General features: G+C 62.9%; 13 protein-coding genes. 7 read left to right on the top strand and 6 right to left on the bottom strand.

Going from position 1 to position 19803, the window contains the following annotated elements; genetic code table 11:
• Positions 1 to 31: 31 nt before the first annotated feature.
• The 6 genes from FBY10_RS03630 to FBY10_RS03605 form a co-directional block, all read right to left on the bottom strand.
• Positions 32 to 4837 (bottom strand): non-ribosomal peptide synthetase, encoded by a 4806-nt coding sequence (locus FBY10_RS03630; RefSeq protein WP_145335006.1) that lies wholly within the window; start codon positions 4835 to 4837, stop codon positions 32 to 34.
• A 67-nt stretch (positions 4838 to 4904) separates the two neighbouring features.
• Positions 4905 to 5897, bottom strand: coding sequence for a TauD/TfdA family dioxygenase (locus tag FBY10_RS03625; RefSeq protein WP_145335008.1), 993 nt, complete (start codon positions 5895 to 5897; stop codon positions 4905 to 4907).
• A 194-nt stretch (positions 5898 to 6091) separates the two neighbouring features.
• The gene (locus FBY10_RS03620; protein ID WP_237683037.1) at positions 6092 to 7030 is read right to left on the bottom strand and encodes an ABC transporter substrate-binding protein; all 939 of its coding nucleotides are present in this window, start codon (positions 7028 to 7030) and stop codon (positions 6092 to 6094) included.
• A 28-nt stretch (positions 7031 to 7058) separates the two neighbouring features.
• Positions 7059 to 8099 carry an iron ABC transporter permease gene (locus FBY10_RS03615; RefSeq protein WP_145335010.1) on the bottom strand — a complete coding sequence of 347 codons (1041 nt, stop codon included), beginning with the start codon at positions 8097 to 8099 and terminating at the stop codon, positions 7059 to 7061.
• Complete coding sequence (locus FBY10_RS03610; protein ID WP_145335012.1) at positions 8096 to 9079, bottom strand: iron ABC transporter permease; 984 nt, start codon at positions 9077 to 9079, stop codon at positions 8096 to 8098. Before FBY10_RS03610 ends, FBY10_RS03615 begins: the two co-directional genes overlap by 4 nt.
• Positions 9076 to 9882, bottom strand: a complete 807-nt coding sequence (locus FBY10_RS03605; protein ID WP_145335014.1) for an ABC transporter ATP-binding protein — start codon at positions 9880 to 9882, stop codon at positions 9076 to 9078. The genes FBY10_RS03610 and FBY10_RS03605 overlap by 4 nt, the downstream gene beginning before the upstream one ends.
• Before the next feature lie 409 nt (positions 9883 to 10291).
• Here FBY10_RS03605 and FBY10_RS03600 point away from each other — a divergent pair, with 409 nt between their 5' ends.
• The 7 genes from FBY10_RS03600 (at position 10292) to FBY10_RS03570 (ending at position 19648) form a co-directional block, all read left to right on the top strand.
• Complete coding sequence (locus tag FBY10_RS03600) at positions 10292 to 12436, top strand: TonB-dependent siderophore receptor (RefSeq protein WP_145335646.1); 2145 nt, start codon at positions 10292 to 10294, stop codon at positions 12434 to 12436.
• Positions 12437 to 13090: 654 nt separating this feature from the next.
• On the top strand, positions 13091 to 13561 hold the full coding sequence (locus FBY10_RS03595; RefSeq protein ID WP_145335016.1) for a YchJ family protein: 471 nt from the start codon (positions 13091 to 13093) through the stop codon (positions 13559 to 13561).
• A 23-nt stretch (positions 13562 to 13584) separates the two neighbouring features.
• A complete protein-coding gene (locus tag FBY10_RS03590) occupies positions 13585 to 14067 on the top strand; it encodes an LEA type 2 family protein (RefSeq protein WP_131697231.1) in 483 nt (160 codons plus the stop codon).
• Positions 14064 to 14264: an SEC-C metal-binding domain-containing protein gene (locus FBY10_RS03585; protein WP_003189235.1), complete on the top strand. Its 201-nt coding sequence runs from the start codon at positions 14064 to 14066 to the stop codon at positions 14262 to 14264. The genes FBY10_RS03590 and FBY10_RS03585 overlap by 4 nt, the downstream gene beginning before the upstream one ends.
• 166 nt (positions 14265 to 14430) lie before the next feature.
• Positions 14431 to 16872 carry a penicillin acylase family protein gene (locus FBY10_RS03580; protein ID WP_145335018.1) on the top strand — a complete coding sequence of 814 codons (2442 nt, stop codon included), beginning with the start codon at positions 14431 to 14433 and terminating at the stop codon, positions 16870 to 16872.
• Between the two features lie 140 nt (positions 16873 to 17012).
• Positions 17013 to 18017 (top strand): ligase-associated DNA damage response exonuclease, encoded by a 1005-nt coding sequence (locus tag FBY10_RS03575; protein ID WP_145335020.1) that lies wholly within the window; start codon positions 17013 to 17015, stop codon positions 18015 to 18017.
• Positions 18014 to 19648 (top strand): ATP-dependent DNA ligase, encoded by a 1635-nt coding sequence (locus FBY10_RS03570; RefSeq protein ID WP_145335022.1) that lies wholly within the window; start codon positions 18014 to 18016, stop codon positions 19646 to 19648. Before FBY10_RS03575 ends, FBY10_RS03570 begins: the two co-directional genes overlap by 4 nt.
• The last annotated feature ends 155 nt before the right edge of the window (positions 19649 to 19803 follow it).

Raw genomic sequence — 19803 nt, 5'->3', positions numbered from 1 at the left:
TGGGCTGGGGATGTGGGGGCGCCGGGGGTGCTCATTGCAGTTGCTCGAGCAGACCGAGGAATTCGTCGTCGGAAAGCCCCGAGTCGGCGAAGTCGGCAGCAGTGGCACGACCAACCTCGGGGGCCAGGCAGTGTTCGAGCAGGGCTTCGATACCCTGCTGGAACTGCTGCGCCAGTGCGCCGATCAGGGCCTGGTCATGCACGTGCGGGGCGTAGCGCCATTCGATGTGCAACTGGCCCTGGTCGACCAGGGCAGTCACGTCGAGCAGATGGGTGCGGCGGGTGTCGGGGGCGCGCATGGCCGGGCACAGCGGCTGCGCCAGGCGCCACAGGCGCGAACCACCCAGCCACTGGTCGACCCGTCCCAGGTAGTTGAAGGTAAGCAGCGAAGCGGCACCAAGCCCGTGCTGTGGATCGAGGCGCAGCAGGCCGTAGCCGATGCCCTGCTCCGGTACGCGGCGCAATGCCTCCTTGGCGGCGATGATCGCCTCCTCCGGCTGTTCGGCGGCACGCACGGCCAACGGGTAGCGGCTGGTGTGCCAACCCACCGACCGCGACAGATCCGGGCCCTGCTCCCAGCCACTGCGACCGTGGCTCTCCATCTCCAGGGTGACCTGCTCGCGCCCCAGCCATTGGCCGATCGCGCCAGCCAGTGCCGCGACCAGCAGATCCTGCACCTGGGTGCTGTAGGCCCCATGGCAGTCGCCCAGCAACAATTCGGTTTTCTCGAGGGACAGTTTCGTTTCCAGCGTGCGGCTTTCGCCATACAGGCTGACATCTCGGGCTACCTCGCCCTCCTCGGCTAACTGCGTCTGCCAGTAGTCGCGCTGGGCCAGCACCTCGGGGGCCTGGCGATGACGCTGCAAGGCCTCGCTCCAGCGATCAAAGCGGGTGGAAACCACCGGCAACGAAGCCTGCGGGTCGTGGTACAGGCTTTCCAGCTCCTCAAGCAGCACCTGCCAGGACACCGCATCGACCAGCAGGTGGTGCGCCGTGCACAGCAGATGCTCGCTGCCGGTGAAATACACCCAGCGGATCAAAGGGGCTCGATCCAGTTGCCAGCCCTGCTGCCACTGCTGCAGCAGCGCGTCGTCCAGCGGCTGTTCGACCACCTGCAGCAGCGTGTCGGCCATCGCCGCCGACAGCGGCTGATAGCGTTGCTGCCAGCCCTGCCCGCTCTGCTCGAAGATCAACCGCAGGCTGCTGTGACGCTGCAACAGGATCGCCAGTGCCTGGGCCAAACGCGCCGGTTCCAGCGGCTGGTGAACGGCCAGCAACAGGGACTGGTTCCAATACTGTGGCGTGGTCTGCCGCTGGTCGAAGAACCAGGCCTGGATCGGCGTCAGGGCGAAAACGGCGCTCGGCTCGGCGTTATCGACCTTGGCGTGCTCGGCCACACTGGCGAGGTCCACAGCCTGCTCGGCCCAGCCGCTGACCGAAGGGAACTCGAAGACCTGCTTGGGCTTGAGCTGCAGGCCCTGCTGCTTGGCACGGGCGATAATCTGCAGGCTGAGGATCGAGTCGCCACCGACCGCGAAGAAGTTGTCGTCGGCTTGCAGATCGGGCTTTTCCAGAATCTCCCGGGCAATCACCAGCAGCCGCTCGACCCTGGCGCGCTGTGGCGTCTGCGCCACCCGCGCCAGCGCCCGCACGCTTGGCTCCGCGAACAGTTGCTTGGGGGTGAGGGTGATCTGTTGCTGGCGCGCGCGGGCAATGATCTGCAGGCCGAGAATCGAATCGCCGCCATGGGCGAAGAAGTTGTCGTCCGAGCCGATGTTCGGGTTGCCCAGCAGTTCACGCCAGATCGCCAGCAAGGCGCTTTCCAGTGCATTCAACGGCTGTTCGGTACGCGCTTCGAGATTACGCGGCGCTTGCTCGGCCAGGTTCAACAACGCCTGACGATCGACCTTGCCATTGGCCAGCAGTGGCATCGCCTCCAGGCAATGCCACTGCGCCGGTTGCATGTAGTCCGGCAGGCGTGCCTGCAACGCGGCCTGAATGTCCGCCAGTGCGCTCGGCGCGGCGACCAGGAAGGCCACCAGGCGGTTGCCGGTCAATGGCGTCGGTACGTTGAGCACGCGCACGTCATCGACCTGGGGCAGTGCACGCAATTGCGCTGCCACTTCCGAAGGCTCGACGCGGTAGCCGCGAATTTTCACCTGCTCGTCCAGGCGCCCGAGGAACAGCACCCGCCCCAGATGATCGAGGCGTGCCCGGTCACCCGTGCGGTAACCCAGTGCACCGAAGCGCGCCCGATCGGCCTCGCTGGCACTCAGGTAGCCACGCGCCACGGTTGCGCCCTCGATATACAACTCGCCGCTGACGCCAGCCGGCAGCACTGCGCCATCCGGCCCGCGCACGCTGACTCGCACGTTGCCCAGGGGGCGTCCGAGCGGTGCGTCACCCTCACCTTCGACGTCGTGGGTCAGCACGCCCACCGTGGTTTCGCTGGGCCCGTAGTGGTTGACGATGCGCAGCTGCGGGCTTAGGGCGCGCACCCGCGCCAGCAGATCGGCGCCCGGGGCTTCGCCACCGAGTACCAGGCACTGGCGCGGCAACAGGCGCTGCGGCTCGCTGGCCACCAGCAGGGCGTTGAGATGCGAGGGCACGATCTTCAGCATGTCCACGGGCTGCTGCCCGAGCAGCGCCGCCAGCGCCTCGGCATCGAAGGCCAGCGCTTCGTCCAGCAGGCACAAGCGCCGGCCGCTGAGCAGCGCGCCGAACAAGGCGGTGTGGCCCAGGTCCGTGGCGCAACTGGCCAGACTCGTCAGGCTGGCGTCGGCGCTCAAGCGCAGGCGTGCCAGGCAGGCGCTGGCATAGTGAACAAGGTTGCCCTGGGTCACCTCCACGCCCTTGGGCCGTCCGCTGGAGCCGGAGGTGTAGACCACGTAGGCCGGCAAGTCCGCCGGCACGCTGGTGCGCAGCGGCGCATCGCTGAACAGCGCCTCGACCGGCACGGCCAGCCACTGCACCTGCGTCGGTAACCAGTTTGGCCGTTCGCCCTCACCCACATAGACCCTGGGCGTTGCATCCAGGCAGATGTCCTGCAGACGCGACTCGGGCCACTGCGGGTCGAGGGCCAGATAGGTCGCGCCGCACTGCCAGGCGGCGAGCATGTGCATCACCAGTTCGCGGCTGCGCGGCAGGCAAAGGGCAACCCTATCACCGCTCGCACTCAGCGAACCGTGCAGGCGCTCGCCACGGGCGACCACGGCCCTGGCCAGTTCGGCATAGCTCAATTGCCCCTGCTGATCCTCCAGCGCGATGGCCTGGGGCTTCTCCATGCAGTGTTTGGCAAAAGCCTTCCAGGCGCTCTCTTCCGGTACCGGCAGGCGTTCGCCAGACAATTGCGAACGCTGCTCGAGAGGCAGCCAGTCCAATTCGGCAAACGGCACGTCCGGCTGCTCCATGGCCGCCATGACCAGGGCAATGAACTGCGCCTGAAAACGCTCGACGCTCTCGCGCCGATACAGCGCCTTGCTGTAACGCCAGCGCCCGATGAATTCGGGCAGGTCATCGATGATCACCAGGTTCAATTCGTGGGCCGCACCACGCTGCTCGCCAATCATGCGCTCGATGTAGCGCTCGAACGGCACGTCACGCTCCTTGTTCAGCGTGAACATGTGCTGGAACACCGGTGCCCGGCCCCTCTGCCGCGGCAGATCCAGATGCTTGGCCAGGCGCGCGAAGGGATAGTGACGATGGCGCAAGGTCTGCCGGACAGTGGCAGCCACCTGCTTGGCCCACTCAGCACTGGACAGGTCACGACGCAAACGGCAGCGCACCGGCAACGGGTTGACCAGATAGCCCGGCAGTTCAGCCTGCTGGCGCTTCAGGCGCCAGCCACTGGGCGTACCGAGAACGAAATCATCCTGCCCGGACAGCACCCCGAGAAATTGCTGGAACAGTGAGAACCAATAGACGTAGGGCGTCACTCCCAGGCTTTTGGCGACCGCAAGCAGCCGCTCGCTGTTGTCCGCGCCAAAATGGAACGACAGCTCTCCGCCCTCGAAGCCCTGGGTGCTGCCATGGGCGAAGTCGGTGGGCAGCTCCAACGTCGGCGCATCGGCCAGCTGCGCCTGCCACCAGGTCAGTTCCTCGGCCTCGATCGCCTCGCTGCGCAGGTACAACGCGCTGCACCAGTTGCGATAGGCCTCGGGGTCGACATCGGCAAGCACGTCGCCATCGACCAGGGAGAACAGCTCACTGAACAGCACGTCGAAGGTGGTCAGGTCGGAGGCGATATGGTGGATGCCCAGCAGCACCGTGTGCTCGACACGGTCGCCCAACTGGTTGCTCAACAGCACCAGCCGGCTGATCTCACCGGCAGCCAGATCGAAGGGTTTGTCGGCCAGCTCGATGACACGTTGCTGCACACTGGCCGCATCCGCGTCCTGCCAGATTTCGCATTGCAGTGAGGTGGGCTGCGGGCGGCTGTCCCACTGCAGCAACTCGCCATCACGCTCGACATAGGCACTGCACAGGTGCGGATAACGCTGCTGCACCGTCTGCCAGGCCCGCTCCAGACGATGCGGCAGATCCGCCCAGAGGTACTGCGGCCTGATACGCCCGGCCAGGGCGATGTTGTAGGCGCAACTGCCGGGCTCCATACGCTGCAGGAACCACAGGGCCTGCTCGTTATCGTTGAGCGGGCGCGCCTGGAAGTAGTCCGGGTGGCGCGCCAACCAGGCCAGGATTTCCGCACTGCGCGCTTGCAGCTCACGCTCCAGCTCGGTACTCAGGGCCTCAGGCAAGCCAGTGGAAATCATCAGGCAGCCTTCGCTCGCGGACATGCGGATACCGCGCAGCCAGCAGTCATGCATCAGGCGATCGAACATGTGTCGTCCTTCATCGTGAGGATTCGAGGTCAGCCAACCTGGCAGTGGCTTCGAGGATTATTCAGCGTCAGACGGCCGAGGCGGGCTCGGCCATGGCCACCACCACCTTGCGTTCCCCCTGAAAGGTGGAGCGACCATGGGCGACCAGCATGTTGTCGAGCATCAGCGCATCGCCCGCCTGCCAGGGGAAGCTGATCTGGGTGCGCTGCAGAACATCGCGCACATGCTCCAGCGCCTCCAGCTCGATGGGCGAGCCATCACCGTAGAAGACGTTACGCGGCACGCCCTCCTCGCCGACGATCGACACCAGGGTTTCGCGTAGCGCTGCCGGGAGGTTGGAGATGTGGAACAGATGCGCTTGGTTGAACCAGACCCACTCCCCGGTGACTGGGTGCTGCGCGACGGCCTGGCAGACCTGGCGCGTACGCAGCTCGCCGTCGTCCTTCCACTCGAAGTCGATGTGGCTGAGCCGACAAAAGCGCTCGACCTCGCTGCGGTCCTCGGTGCTGAACGCCTGCTGCCAGGAGAGATCCAGACCATTGCCGTAGTTGCGCACGTACATCAGGCGCTTGTCGGCAAAACGCTGGCGGATGGCGGGATCGATGCGCTGATAGATCAGGCGACTGTCGGCGATGGGCGTCTCACCGCCGACCGGCGCGGCCTGGATGCAGTGAAACCAGATTTTCATCGGCCAGTTCAACGAGTAGGACTGCTCGTTGTGCAGCGGAATGACCTGGTGAGCGGGGTATTCGGTCGAGGTATAGACGCGGCTGTTGAGCTTGGTGCGTGGCGTGGAGGCGTAGTCGTAGGTCAGCAGCTCGTGACCGAAACTGCGGGTGAAATCCTCGAAGTCGTTGGCGTCACGGAAGGAGAAATCGCGAAAGAGGATGCCACCGGTGGTCTGCAGGTCGCTGTCGGCGGCACGCCGGATCAGCTCTGCGTGATCACGCCAGGAGTCGCCGGGCACTGGGGCGCGCAACACGAAGGGCAGCGGTCCCTCGACACCCGCCTGAACCTCATCGAGTGAATGGTTTGCACGGTTGAGCAAATCGGTAAGCATCTGCGTTCCTTGGTGCTACTGACGAGACGCACAAAATTATCGCAAAGCTGACTCATTATCAAACAGGAATTAATATTATTTAAACTTGAAATCTCGGGCACTTACTGCTGCACACAAGCCGCGAAGCAGCAGAGCCCGAGGCATTATTTAGCCATCACCTGGGCGGCCGTAGCCGCTTACCCAGGCTGGCTGGCTCACTTTTCCTGCAGGTTGTAATCGCGTTCGCCGATATGCGACAGCAGCAGGTAGGCAGAGCCGATCATGCCCTGCATGGTGTCGGCAAAACGACTGCGGTTGAAATATAGGAACTGATGGTTCTTCACCGCGAACAGGTTCTGCCACTGCGGCGAACGGCGGAAGGCCTCGGTGCCAGCCTCCGAACCGAGCATTTCCTCATAGGTATCGATGATGAAATCACTGTCGAAGTCGCCAATGCGCTCCAGGCTGTAAGGCACGTTCTGACGCGCCTCCTTGAAGGCCGACACGCGCCCGAGGCCGAAGTCGGCGATCACGTCATCCATGCCGGAACGGCCGATCAGTTGAAAACCATCCGGATAGACCTCCAGGGTGGTTACCGTGATACGCCCCGGCTCCTTCACCCGCTTGGCGAATTCGCCGACGATCCATTGGTATTCGTTAAGCAGCTTCTGGTAGCGCTGCTGCTTGCCTACCAGTTCGGCCAGCTCCTTGGCGTAAGTCTTGATGTCGGCCTCGCGCGCCGGCAGCAGCACCACCGGGGCAATGCTGCTGAGGCGCTCTTTCAGGTCCTGGTGATAGGACAGCCCGACGATCAGATCAGGCTTGAGCGCCGCGATGGCCTCGAGATCGGGCGACTGGTGCGAACCGACATAGCGAATGCCGGAGACATCGAAGCGCTGCTGAGCGCCACGGAATAACACGTCCGAGAACAGCTTCTTGCGCCCCGTGGACCCGCAAGGGGTTATGCCCAGCTCGAGCAGTTGGGTGGTCAGGCTGAGGTCATGCAGGGATACCACGCAACGCGGTGCGACCGGCACTTCGACACGGCCGAAACGGTTCTCGAACACACGGGTGTCGGCGGCGACAGCCTGCATCGAACTCAGGCCCAGCAGTACACAGGCTATCAGGGAAAGGGCTTTGAACTTCACCATCATCTTCGACATGTCCTTCAGTGACGACGCGTCAACGGTTGCGTTGCCGCGCCAGCAAAACCAACAGATAAGGTGCACCGATAATCGCCACCACCAGACCGGCCGGCAGTTGCAACGGCGGCAGCAAGGCGCGCCCCAGAGTGTCACCCAACAGAACCAGTACGGCCCCGAACAGGGCCGACAGCGGCAACAACGCGCCATGCCGGTCACCGCACAACTGCCGCGCCAGGTGCGGCGCGACCAGGCCAACGAAGGTCATAACGCCGATATTGGCCACCGTTGCTGCGGTCAACGTGACGCTGCACAGCAACAGCAAGAGCATTATCAGCGGTGCATTCAGGCCGCGGCTGAGCGCCACGCTCTCGCCCAGTTGCAGGAGATTGAGCTGGCGATGACAGAACAACAGGGGCATGCCCGCCACCAGCAGCCAGATCAGCAGGCTCTGCACCTGCGGCCAACCACTGCGATGCAGGCTGCCGCCAAGCCACATCAGCGCCGATTCGACCCGATCGATATTGCCGTAGGTGATCAGCAGATCGGCGACGGCACCGAGCATGGCCGTCAGCCCCACGCCAACCAGAATCAGGCGCAGCGGGGCAATGCCACCGCGCCAGGATAGCGCGACGATAAACAGCGCCACCGCCAGACCGCCGAGCAACGCTGCCAGAGGATAGAGCGGCAGCGGCAAGGCCTCCGGCCACTGCACCAGGATCAGCAACATGGTGACGCTGGCGCCCGCCTCCACCCCGACCAATCCCGGGGCAGCCAGTGGGTTGCGCGTCAGTGACTGCATCAACACGCCAGCCAGAGCCATCGCCGCGCCCCCGAGTATCGCCAGCAGGATGCGCGGCAGGCGCAACTCCCACAGCACGTTGGCCGACAGCGCCTTCTCATCGGCGAACAGGCCCTGCCAGAGCTGAGCCATGCCCATCGTGTAGCTACCTACGCCCGCCGCGTACAGCGTCAGGCCCGTCAGCAACAAGAGCAGCACAGACGCCGCCAACACATCGATGGGTCGGCCGACCCAGGGCAACCCGGGGCAACGCCTTGGCGTGGTCAGCCAGCGACTCACTTGAGCTTCCTCAGCACCAGCGCGACGAACACCGGGCCGCCGATCAGCGCGGTGACGATGCCGGTGTTGAGTTCGTAAGGGCTCACCAGGGTGCGCGCCACTACATCGGCCAGCACCAGCAGCAAGCCACCCAGCAGCGGCGTAGCCAGCAGCAGCTGCCGCAGGTCGTGGCCAACCAGCAGCCGCGCCGCATGCGGTACTACCAGCCCGACAAAACCGATGGGGCCAGCCAACGCCACTGCGCAACCGGACAGCAGCACCACGGCCGCCAAACTCAGCAGCCGCATCCGCAACAGGTTGACGCCCATGCTGGAGGCCACCTGCGCGCCCAGCCGATAGGCATTCAACGCCCGCACATTGATCAGGCAAAGCAACATGCCGACGATCAGGTAGGGCCAGAGCCAGCTTGGCAGGTTTGCCCCGCTGATACCCAGCGAGCCGGTCAGCCAGCGGCGCAGGCTGTCCAGGCCCTGCTGATCGAGCAGCAGCAGAATCGCGGTGATAGCGCCGAACAGCGCGGCCATCATCGCCCCGGAAAGCGTCAGGCGTACCGGATTGGGCGTGCGCCCGGCCAGCAGCATGACGCCGATGGCGGCCACCAGAGCGCCGCTGAAGGCAAACAGGGGAATCATGGTCATGTCGTTGCCGGGTAGCACCAGCAAGCCAATGACCACGAACAAGGCCGCACCGCTGTTGATGCCGAGGATGCCCGGGTCTGCCAACGGATTGTCGCCCACGGCCTGCATCACCGTGCCGGCCAGCCCCAGGCAGGCGCCCACAGTCATCGCCACCCACAGGCGCGGCAGGCGCGAACCGCGGATGACGCTGTGATCAGAATTACTCGGGTCATACGCCAGCAGCGCCTGCCAGACATCGCTCCAGGGGATCGACTTGGCCCCCACTGCCAGGTGCAGCGTCGACGCCAGGCCGATGCCGATCAAGATCGATAACCAGATCGGCCAGCGCCACCCACCCGTCATCGGGCTACCTGGCTGTCGAGCGCGCGCAGGCGAGCAGGCGAAGCCGGCACGCACAGAGGATCACCGGAATGCGGATCGATGAGAATGTGCGCATCCAGATCGAACACAGCCTTGAGGTTGGCCGGAGTGAAGACCTCGGCAGGCGTGCCCTGGGCGTGCACCTTGCCCTGGCGCAACATCACCAGTTGATCGGCATAGCGCGCGGCCTGGTTGAGGTCATGCAGAACCGCGACGACAGTGCGCCCTTGGTCACATAGCTCGGCGAGCAGTTCGAGCAAGGCGATCTGATGAGCGATGTCGAGAAAGGTGGTGGGCTCGTCGAGCAGGATGACCGGGGTCTCCTGCGCGAGAGTCATGGCAATCCAGCAACGCTGTAACTGCCCCCCGGACAGGCTGGTCAGGGTGCGGTCCAGCAGCATGCCGACGTCGGCCAGTGCCACGGCGCGGTCGATCGCCTGCTGATCGGCGTCACTCCACTGCTGCCACCAGCTTTGCCAGGGGTAGCGCCCCTGCATGACCAGCTCGCGCACGGTTATCCCGGCAGGCGAAGCGGTGCGTTGCGGCAACAGCGCTATTTGCCTGGCCAGATCACGTCGCGAGAGCTGAACGTGGGGCTTACCCTGCAGCAGTACGTCGCCGCTGGCTGGTCGTAGCATGCGCGCCAGCACGTTCAGCAAGGTGGTCTTGCCACAACCATTGGCACCGATCAATGCGGTAAAGCAGCCCTCGGGAATGGTCAGACTGATGTCATTCAGCACCTTCAATCCGTCGAATTGAAGCTGAAGCCCCATTGCTTTCAACATGCATACACACTCGAATTCGAACCACTGCGCCAGCGCCCGCCTGGCTCAGAGCCCGCGCAGCTTGCCAGGCATGCGGGTTCACCGCGAATCTCATCCAGCTCAGGGCGGGCATTGCCTATCAGGCAGCGTCCAGGCCTTGAATATTTATACGTAGTAGCTTGCAGTAATATCTTAGTGATGACAATAAATTGTGAGCTAGTACAAATCTTTCTCATTTAGATGTAGAGTTCGCGCGCTACAGCTGACTGCCACGGCGCACTGGCGTGAAGGATCACAGAATGTCCTCCGCATTGCGCACACATACAAGAAGACCAGAGGATGTTCCTTCGCCATGCGCCAGGTTACGCACCTAAGCCCCGAACGTTTCGCCCGACGCCCAGCCTTCAGCCTTACCGCACTCACACTGGCCATGGCCAGCCTGGGCTCGGGCAGCCTGCATGCCGCTGAGACTAACCAGGCACCCACGGCTGCGTCCGTGGAGATTGATGCCATCAACGTTACCGGGCAAAGCGTTGAACAGCCCACCGAGCATGTGGTCGGCTATGTAGCCAAACGCAACATGAGCGCTTCCAAGACCGATACGCCGATCACCGAGACGCCGCAGTCGCTGTCTGTGGTGACGAGCGACGAGATCCGCGACCGCCAGGCGGAAACGTTGGCCCAGGTGTTGAGCTACACGCCAGGGTTCACCGCCAGTGCGACCTCTTTCAACCGCACTGCGGACCGCTTCCGCATCCGCGGCTTCTCGGTCGAATCCGCCACCGGCGGCTCGCTGCGAGACGGCCTGCGCCTGCAGAACAACTCCTACGACGGCATTCAGGAACCTTATGGCCTGGAGCGCGTCGAGGTCATCCGTGGCGCTGCCTCGGTGCTCTACGGCCAGCTCTCGCCCGGCGGCATGGTAAATGGCGTCAGCAAGCGCCCAACCGAAACGCCGCTTCATGAGCTGCAACTGCAGGCAGGCTCCAATGACCGCAAGCAGCTCGCCGCCGATTTCAGCGGTGCTCTGCCCGGTAGCGACACCCTGAGCTATCGCCTGACCCTGCTCAGCCGCAACAGCGACACCCAGCAGGATCATCTCAACGACGACAAGATCTACATCGCCCCGGCGCTGACCTGGCGCCCTGACGAAGACACATCGCTGACCCTGCTGTCCTTCTACCAGAAGACCGATACGCGTTTCCCCGCGCCCCTGCCCTATCAGTTGGTCAAAGGTGTGGGTGACGGCGCCTTCAAGATCGGCCGCCACGACTTTATCGGCGAGCCGGGCTACGACGACATGAATGGCGAGATGTCGGCCCTGGGGTACGAATTCACCCACCACTTCAACGAGCACTTCACGCTTAATCACAAGCTGCGTTACTCCGAGTCCGATGTGAAGTGGAAATACCTGCAGGTCAGAACCGGTAATCCGGCAGTCACTGCCGCGGTGATCAATCAGGCCGCCACGACCGGCATTCTGCAAAGGCAATACAGTGATCGCCGTGAGCGTGCTCGAACCCTGGGCAGCGATACCAATATCGAATCGAAATGGCAGCTCGGCAGCGTCGAGCACACCGTTCTGGTCGGTTTCGACGGCTATGACACTTCCTACGACTCCCATAACTTCCGAGGCGTAGCCCCCAGCCTGGACCTGAGTCGCTACAACTATGGTCAGCCCGTAGTGGTCAACAGAAGCCCCGCCCTGGACCGTGGCTCGCAGCTGGATATGCTGCAAAAAGGTGCCTATTTCCAGGATCAGATCAAGTTCGGCGACAAGTGGGTCCTGCAGGTAGGTGGCCGCCACGACTGGGCTGACCAGCAGCAGACGGCGCATCGCAATGGCGCCAAGGCCAGCCAAAGCGACGAAGCCACCACTTGGCGTGCGGGCCTGGTCTACCTGGCGGACAACGGCCTGGCGCCCTATATCAGCTATAGCGAGTCGTTCTTCCCGGTTTCCGTTGCAGAAGTCACCGGCCAGACCTTCACCCCCACCGAAGGTAAACAGTACGAAGTAGGCGTGCGCTATCAGCCCAAGGACAGCAATATGCTGCTCAGCGCAGCAGTCTATGAGCTGACCCAGACCAACGTGCTCAAGCAGGATCCAGCTACCGACGAGTACCGCCAAACCGGCGAGGTACGTTCCCGCGGTCTGGAGCTGGAAGCCAAGGCGGATGTCACCCCGGCACTCAGCGTGATCGCCACCTACGCCTATACCGATGCACGCACCACCAAGAGCGCAATCGCCGCCGAAGTGGGTCAACGTACCGACGAAACGCCCTACCACCAGGCAGCCCTGTGGACCCGCTACGACTTCGTCAACTGGGGCATCCCGCAGCTGAGCGTGGGCGCCGGCGCTCGCTACATGGGTACAATACAGGCCTCGGGCATGGATTCCGCCATGCCAGCCTATACCCTGTTCGACGCCATGGCGCGCTACCAGATCGACGAACACTGGGACGTGACCGTCAACGCCAGCAACCTGACCGACAAGCGCTACGCGGAGTGCAGTTTCTCCACCTGTCACTACGGTGACGAGCGCACCCTGCTGACCTCGGTGAACTTCAACTGGTGATCTACCGCTCCGCGCGCCGAGCAAGCACCTTGCTGCGGCGCGCGGCCTTACCTGCCTAACGGACAGAGGCAGCGGGCGGAACAAGGATCGACAGGCATAGCGACGCCCCGATTCCCAGACTGGGATCGGTGCTGGTTTCGAAGTTTGGAAAGCGATAAAAACGCAAAACCGCCAATCATCCCGGCCATGTTATGGCTGGAGTGATTGGCGGTTAGCTATTTCAGGACTTCGAGCAGAAACATGGTTCTGCTGAATCGACAGGCTACAGACCTTAGTGAGTGCCTGCAGTGACGAACTGGAGCGAGACTCGCATCTGGCATTCAACCAATTGAAATCTAAGGTATTTATTTTATTGTCGAAGCAGGAAAGGGGGCCCCCACCACTGCTTAAGGCAAAGAGGCGCCTACAAAACCCGGGGCGATTCAAACATCGGTTATGCGCTCATACTTGTTTGCGCGTATAGCATGACCTCATAGACTAACCTTCACCTATGACGAACGCTTGATGAGAGGCTTGCCGTAGACCTGCAATGAGGCAGATGGCGGTCGCTAATTTGCAACACGCGCTTGGGGTAAGTGAAACAAGTTAATTTAGGTCAGCGACTGATTTATGAAAAATAAAACACATATAACTGTTAGCAGAGTACCTGATCAAATGAGTACATCCATTTGCCCCTGCGGCAGTGGCAACCTGCTGGATGCCTGCTGCGGCCATTATCACGCCGGGCACCCGGCCCCCTGCGCCAGCGCCCTGATGCGTTCACGCTACAGCGCCTATGTGCTGGGCCTGGTGGACTACCTGGTCGCCACCACTTTGCCCGCGCAACAGGCTGGCCTGGACCGAGAAGCCATCGGCGCCTGGAGCGCCCAGAGCACCTGGCTCGGCCTGGAGGTTGAAAGTTCCGAGGTGTTCGGCGGCCAGCCGGAACACGCCTTCGTGACCTTTACCGCACGCTGGCATGACAGCACCGGTGAACATAGCCACCGCGAGCAGTCTTCTTTCGTACAGAATGATGGGCGTTGGTACTTCATCGATCCCACGGTGGAAGTCAAAGCCGGACGCAACGATGCGTGCCTGTGCGGCAGTGGGCAGAAATTCAAGAAGTGTTGTTCCAGCTACCTCTAATTCCCTACCACAGGACCAACGCCATGCTTCGGATCTACAGCTTGATGCTGGCGTTAATCTTTGGCCTGACCGGTTGCGTCTCCTGGTTCGAAGACAATTCGCCCCCACCCCACGTCTCCCTGGTGAAAGTCGAAGTGGTGCGGGCCAAGCTGCTGGAGCAGAAATTCAAGCTGTACTTTCGCGTGGATAACCGCGACGACTCGGACCTGACCGTGCGTGGGCTGATCTACAAGGTCACCCTGGATGATTTTGTGCTCACCGAAGGCGAGTCCAATGAATGGCTGACTGTACCGCCCAAGGGCCATGCATTTTTCAAGGTGTCGGTGCGCACCAACCTCTGGCCGCAGATCCGCGATGTGGTGCAGATGCTGAAAAAACCCGACAAGCCTGTGCCGTATCGTCTGGAGGGGGAACTGAAAACCGGATTATTCATCGGTTATGACGTGCAGGTGAACCACAATGGCGAGATAATCCCCGGCGATTTTATCCCGGAGCGACATCGATGACTCAGCAACCCCATGTCCATGGTCCTGACTGCAACCACGATCACGATCACCATGATCACGACCACGGCCATGTCCACGGCCCGAACTGCGGCCACGCTCACCAGGAGCCGGTGCGCAATGCGTTGAAGGACGTTGGCCGCAACGACCCTTGCCCGTGCGGCAGTGAGAAGAAATTCAAGAAGTGCCACGGCGCGTAAGTTGCGCTGAAGGCCAAGGTGGGAGGGCACAAGCCCCCTCCCACACCGATCTGCGCCAGGCTTAAGTTTAAGTACTCATGTGTTTACACAACTCCTGCTTGCGTCGTTTCACCGCGCTCACTAACGTAGCGCCTTTACTGACGCTACCCCCCGCAGGAGCTTTGCCATGGCCTCGCCAGCCCTCTCACATTTTCTTCCCCGGTTCGGCGTTGCCGCGGCAGTGGCCAGTGCATTAAGCCTGGCCGGTTGCCAGCTCCAGAGCACCCAGGACACCCTGCCCCCCGTTGCCGGCGTACAGCCGATCAAGGGCCTCGCACAGAATGTTTCGATACGCCGCAACGCCCAGGGCATGCCGCTGATCGAAAGCAACACCTTCCACGACGCGCTGTTCAGCCTCGGTTATGTGCACGCCAGTGACCGCATCACCCAGATGGTCACCCTGCGCCTGCTGGCCCAGGGCCGCCTGGCGGAGATGTCCGGGCCTGAGGTGCTGGATGTGGACCGTTTCATGCGTGCGGTCAATCTGAAAAAAAGCGCCGGCGAGCTGTATAACGCCTCGTCGCCGCGCCTCAAGCGCTTCTTCGAAGTGTATGCCCGTGGCGTCAACGCCTACCTGTTCCGCTACCGCGACAAGCTGCCACCGGATCTGGCCCAGACCGGCTATAAGCCGGAATACTGGAAGCCGGAAGATTCGGCGCTGCTGTTCTGCCTGCTGAATTTCAGCGAATCGACCAACCTGCAGGAAGAACTTGCGTCCCTGGTGCTGGCGCAAAAAGTCGGCGCGGACAAACTCGCCTGGCTGACGCCGAGCGCGCCGGATGAGCCGATCCCTCTGGCCGAGGCCGAGAAACTCAAGGGCGTGAACCTCAGCCAGATCACCGGCCTGGCCGGGCTGGACACCGTCAGCCAGCAATTGAGCAGCCTCAACTCGCTGGGCGTTACCACGTCGAGTAACTGGGCCATCGGCCCGCAACGCAGCCGCAGCGGCAAAAGCCTGCTGGCAGGCGACCTCGCCGCCCAGCCGCAGGCGCCGTCACCGTGGAACTACGTGCAGATTCGCGCACCGAAATACCAGGCCGTCGGCGCCTCGATTGCCGGCCTGCCGACCCTGTTGTCCGGTTTCAACGGCAACGTGGCGTGGAGCATGAGCGCGGTCAAGGGCGATACCCAGGACCTGTTCCTGGAAAAGGTCAAACGCCAGGGCAGCGCGTTGTACTACGAGAACAACGGAAAATGGCTGCCGGCAGCGGTGCGTAACGAAACCTTCTTCGTCAAGGGCCAACGCTCGATTCGCGAAGTGGTATACGAAACCCGCCACGGCGCCCTGCTCAACAGCAGCCAGGCCCTGACCAGCGGCTTGGGCCTGGCCCTGCAAACCGCCGACTTCAAGGATGACAAGAGCCTCGACGCGTTCTTCGACCTCTCCCGCGCGCAAAACGCCGGCAAGGCCTCGGACGCAACCCGGAACATTCGCGCCATTGCCTTGAACATGATCTTCGCCGACGCCAGCAGCATTGGCTGGCAGGTCACCGGCCGCTTCCCCAACCGGCGCGAAGGCGAAGGCCTGCTGCCCTCGCCCGGCTGGGATACGCGCTTTGACTGGGACGGTTACGCCGACGCGATGCTGCACCCCTATGACCAGGACCCGGCTCAAGGCTGGATCGGCACCGCCAACCAGCGCACCGCGCCGCGTGGCTACGGCATGCAGTTGTCCAACTCCTGGGATGCACCGGAGCGCAGCGAGCGCCTGGCGCAAATGGCCAATGCCGGCAAGCACGACAGCCGCAGCATGATCGCCATGCAGTACGACCAGACCACCACTTTCGCCGCAAAGCTCAAGACCATGTTCCAGGCACCGGGCATGGCCCAACCGCTGAAACAGGCGATTGATGCGCTGCCAGCCGCCGAGCAGGCCAAGGCACGGGAAGCGCTGAAGCGCCTGATGGCGTTCGATGGGCGCCTGGTGTCCGCCTCCGCAGACGCCGCGCTCTACGAGCTGTTCCTGCAGGAAAGCACCCGGCAGATCTTCCTTGACGAGCTGGGCCCGGAAAACAGCGCCAGCTGGAAAGCTTTTGTCAGCAACGCCAACCTGTCCTATGCCGCCCAGGCCGACCACCTGCTGGGCCGCGAAGACAGCCCGTTCTGGGACGACGTGCGCACCGCGCAAAAAGAAGACAAACCCGCCATCCTCGCCCGCAGCCTGGCCGCCGCGATCAGCGCCGGCGACAGCCAACTGGGCGCTGACCACAAGGCCTGGCAGTGGGGCAAGCTGCACAGCACCACCTGGAAAAACACCACTGGCCAGGTGATTCGCGGCCCACTGGCGTCCGGTGGCGACCACAACACCTTGAACCCGGCGCCGTACAACTGGGGCCAGGACTTCAACACCACCCAGGTGCCGGCGCTGCGCATGATCGTCGACTTCGGCCAGCTGGAACCGATGATGGGCCAAGGTGGTATCGGCCAATCCGGCAACCCGGCGAGCCCGAACTACGCCAATGGCATCGACCCATCGCTCAAGGCGCAATACCTGAGCTTCCCGATGCAGCCGCAGAACTTCGAGAAGGTGTATGGCAAGGCCAGGTTGACCCTGACCCCAGGCAAGTGACCTGACTTCCACCTGACGAAACCGGATCCAAATGTGGGAGGGGGCAAGCCCCCTCCCACATTTGGCCCACATGCATTCAGATAGAACTTCTGCGCTCGCCCCCGCCTCATACCTGATAAGCCCATCGCCCCGGTCAGCCCATGGATCTTGTCATCGCCCGGCCCGAAGGCCTCTACTGCCCCGCCGGAGATTTCTACATCGATCCCTGGCGCCCGGTGGAACGCTCTGTCATCACTCACGCCCACGGTGACCACGCCCGCAGCGGCAACCAGCACTACCTGGCCGCCGCCCCCGGCGAAGGCATCCTGCGCTCGCGCCTGGGCCAGGACATCAACCTGCACACCCTGGCCTATGGCGAACAACTCGTGCACCACGGCGTGACCCTGAGTTTTCACCCAGCCGGGCATGTACTCGGCTCGGCCCAGGTGCGCCTGGAATACCAGGGCGAAGTCTGGGTGGCTTCAGGCGACTACAAAGTGGAACCCGATGGCACCTGCGCGCCTTTCGAACCGGTGCGTTGCCACACCTTTATCACCGAATCCACCTTCGGCCTGCCGATCTACCGCTGGCAGCCCCAGGCGCAGATCTTTGCCGGGATCAACGACTGGTGGCAGGCCAATATCGCCGCCGGCAAAGCCAGCGTGTTGTTCTGTTATTCCTTCGGCAAAGCCCAGCGCATCCTGCATGGCATTGATGCCAGCATCGGCCCGATCCTCAGCCATGGTGCGGTGGAGCCGCTGAACCGGGTGTACCGCGAAGCCGGCATCTACATCCCCGAAACCCTCTACGCCGGAGATTTCAAAAAGACCGACCCGTTGCTGCGCCAGGCCCTGATCATCGCACCGCCGTCCGCTGGCGGTAGCAGTTGGATCAAGCGCTTTGGCGACTACAGCGATGCCTTTGCCAGCGGCTGGATGCGCCTGCGCGGTACCCGGCGGCGGCGCGGGGTGGACCGGGGGTTCGTGCTGTCGGACCACGCCGACTGGCCCGGGCTGCTGTGGGCCATCGAACAAACCGGCGCCGAACGGGTGATGGTCACCCACGGTTCTGTCGGCGTATTGGTACGCCACCTGCGGGAAAAAGGCCTGGATGCCCAGGGCTTCACCACTGAATACGGCGATGACGAAGAAGAGGCCACGGCATGAAAGCCTTCGCCGAGCTGTACGCCAACCTCGACGCCACCACCTCCAGCAATGCCAAGCTCGCAGCCCTGCAAACCTACTTCCTGCAAGCGCCGCCGGAAGACGCCGCATGGGCCGTGTATTTCCTGTCTGGCGGGCGCCCCCGGCAATTGGTGCCCACGCGCCTGCTGCGGGACATGGCCACCGAAGCGTCCGGCATCGAACCGTGGCTGTTCGAAGAAAGCTACCAGTCTGTAGGCGACCTGGCCGAGACGATTTCCCTGCTCCTGCCGGAATCCACCTACACCTCCGAGGACGGCCTGGCCGTATGGCTGGAAGAAAAACTCCTGCCGCTGCGTGGCCTGTCGCCCCTGGACCTGGCCGAACGGTTGCCGGCGTTATGGGCGCAACTGGACCAGCCAAGCCTGATGGTGTGCATCAAGCTGATCACCGGCAGCTTTCGCGTCGGCGTGTCTAAATTGCTGGTCACCCGCGCGCTCGCAGCCATGGCCGACCTCGACAGCAAGCGCGTGGCACAGCGGCTGGTGGGCTACACCGATTTATCCAACCGACCGACAGCCGAAGGCTACCTCAAGCTGATCGCCGCCGAATCATCCGACGAACATGCACAACGGGGCGGACAGCCCTATCCGTTTTTTCTCGCCCATGGGCTGGCGCAACCGGTGGAGCAATTCGACGCCTTGCTCGGCTCCCCCGCCGACTGGCAGGTGGAATGGAAGTGGGACGGCATTCGCGCGCAACTGGTCAAGCGCGAAGGCCGGCTGTGGATCTGGTCGCGGGGCGAAGAGCTGGTGACCGAACGCTTCCCCGAACTGCACAGCCTGGTCAGTGGGCTGCCCGATGGCACGGTGATCGATGGCGAGATCGTGGTCTGGAAGGACGCGGTGCAGCCCTTTGCCCTGCTGCAACAACGCATTGGCCGCAAGACCCTGAGCAAAAAGGTGCTCGACGATGCACCGGTCGCCGTCCTGGCCTATGACCTGCTGGAACATCAGGGCGACGACTGGCGCAACCACACCCAGGCTGAACGCCGTGCCCAACTGGAACAGGTGATTGCCCAGTGCAACCAACCTGTGCTGATGCCCTCGCCACTGCTGACGGGCGCCACATGGCAGGACCTGGCACAACAACGCGAAGCCTCCCGCAGCCTCGGCGTGGAGGGCATGATGCTCAAGGCACGCGACGGCCTGTACGGCGTGGGCCGAACCAAAGACATGGGCCTGTGGTGGAAGTGGAAAGTCGACCCCTTCAGTGTCGATGCGGTGTTGATCTATGCCCAACGCGGCCATGGCCGACGCGCCAGCCTCTACAGCGATTACACCTTTGCCGTTTGGGATGGCCCGCCCGGCAGCGAGCGAACCCTTGTGCCCTTCGCCAAGGCCTATTCGGGGCTGACCGACGAAGAGATGCGCAAGGTCGACGCCATCGTGCGCAAGACCACCGTGGAGAAGTTCGGCCCGGTCAGCAGCGTGACGCCAAGCATGGTGTTCGAGTTGGGGTTTGAAGGCATTGCCCTGTCCAAGCGGCATAAGAGCGGGATTGCAGTGCGCTTCCCGCGGATGTTGCGTTGGCGGCAGGACAAGACGATAGAGGAGGCCGACAGCCTGGCCACCCTGCAAGATCTTCTGGCCTGACATAAATTCACCACCCCTCCCACATTTGAATGTCCTTATGACCTGAAATGGTGCGATCAATTTTCAACGCCCATTTTCGGGCATCTCCTACACTCATGACTCCCTTGTCCCACCTTTTAAAACGCTCATTCGGAACTATGGTGCAGAAATTGCTA

This window comes from Pseudomonas sp. SJZ103 (genome assembly GCF_007828335.1).
Classification (GTDB): domain Bacteria; phylum Pseudomonadota; class Gammaproteobacteria; order Pseudomonadales; family Pseudomonadaceae; genus Aquipseudomonas.
The sequence above is the reverse complement of the archived record's forward strand: the minus strand, read 5'-3'. Positions and strand labels throughout refer to the sequence as shown.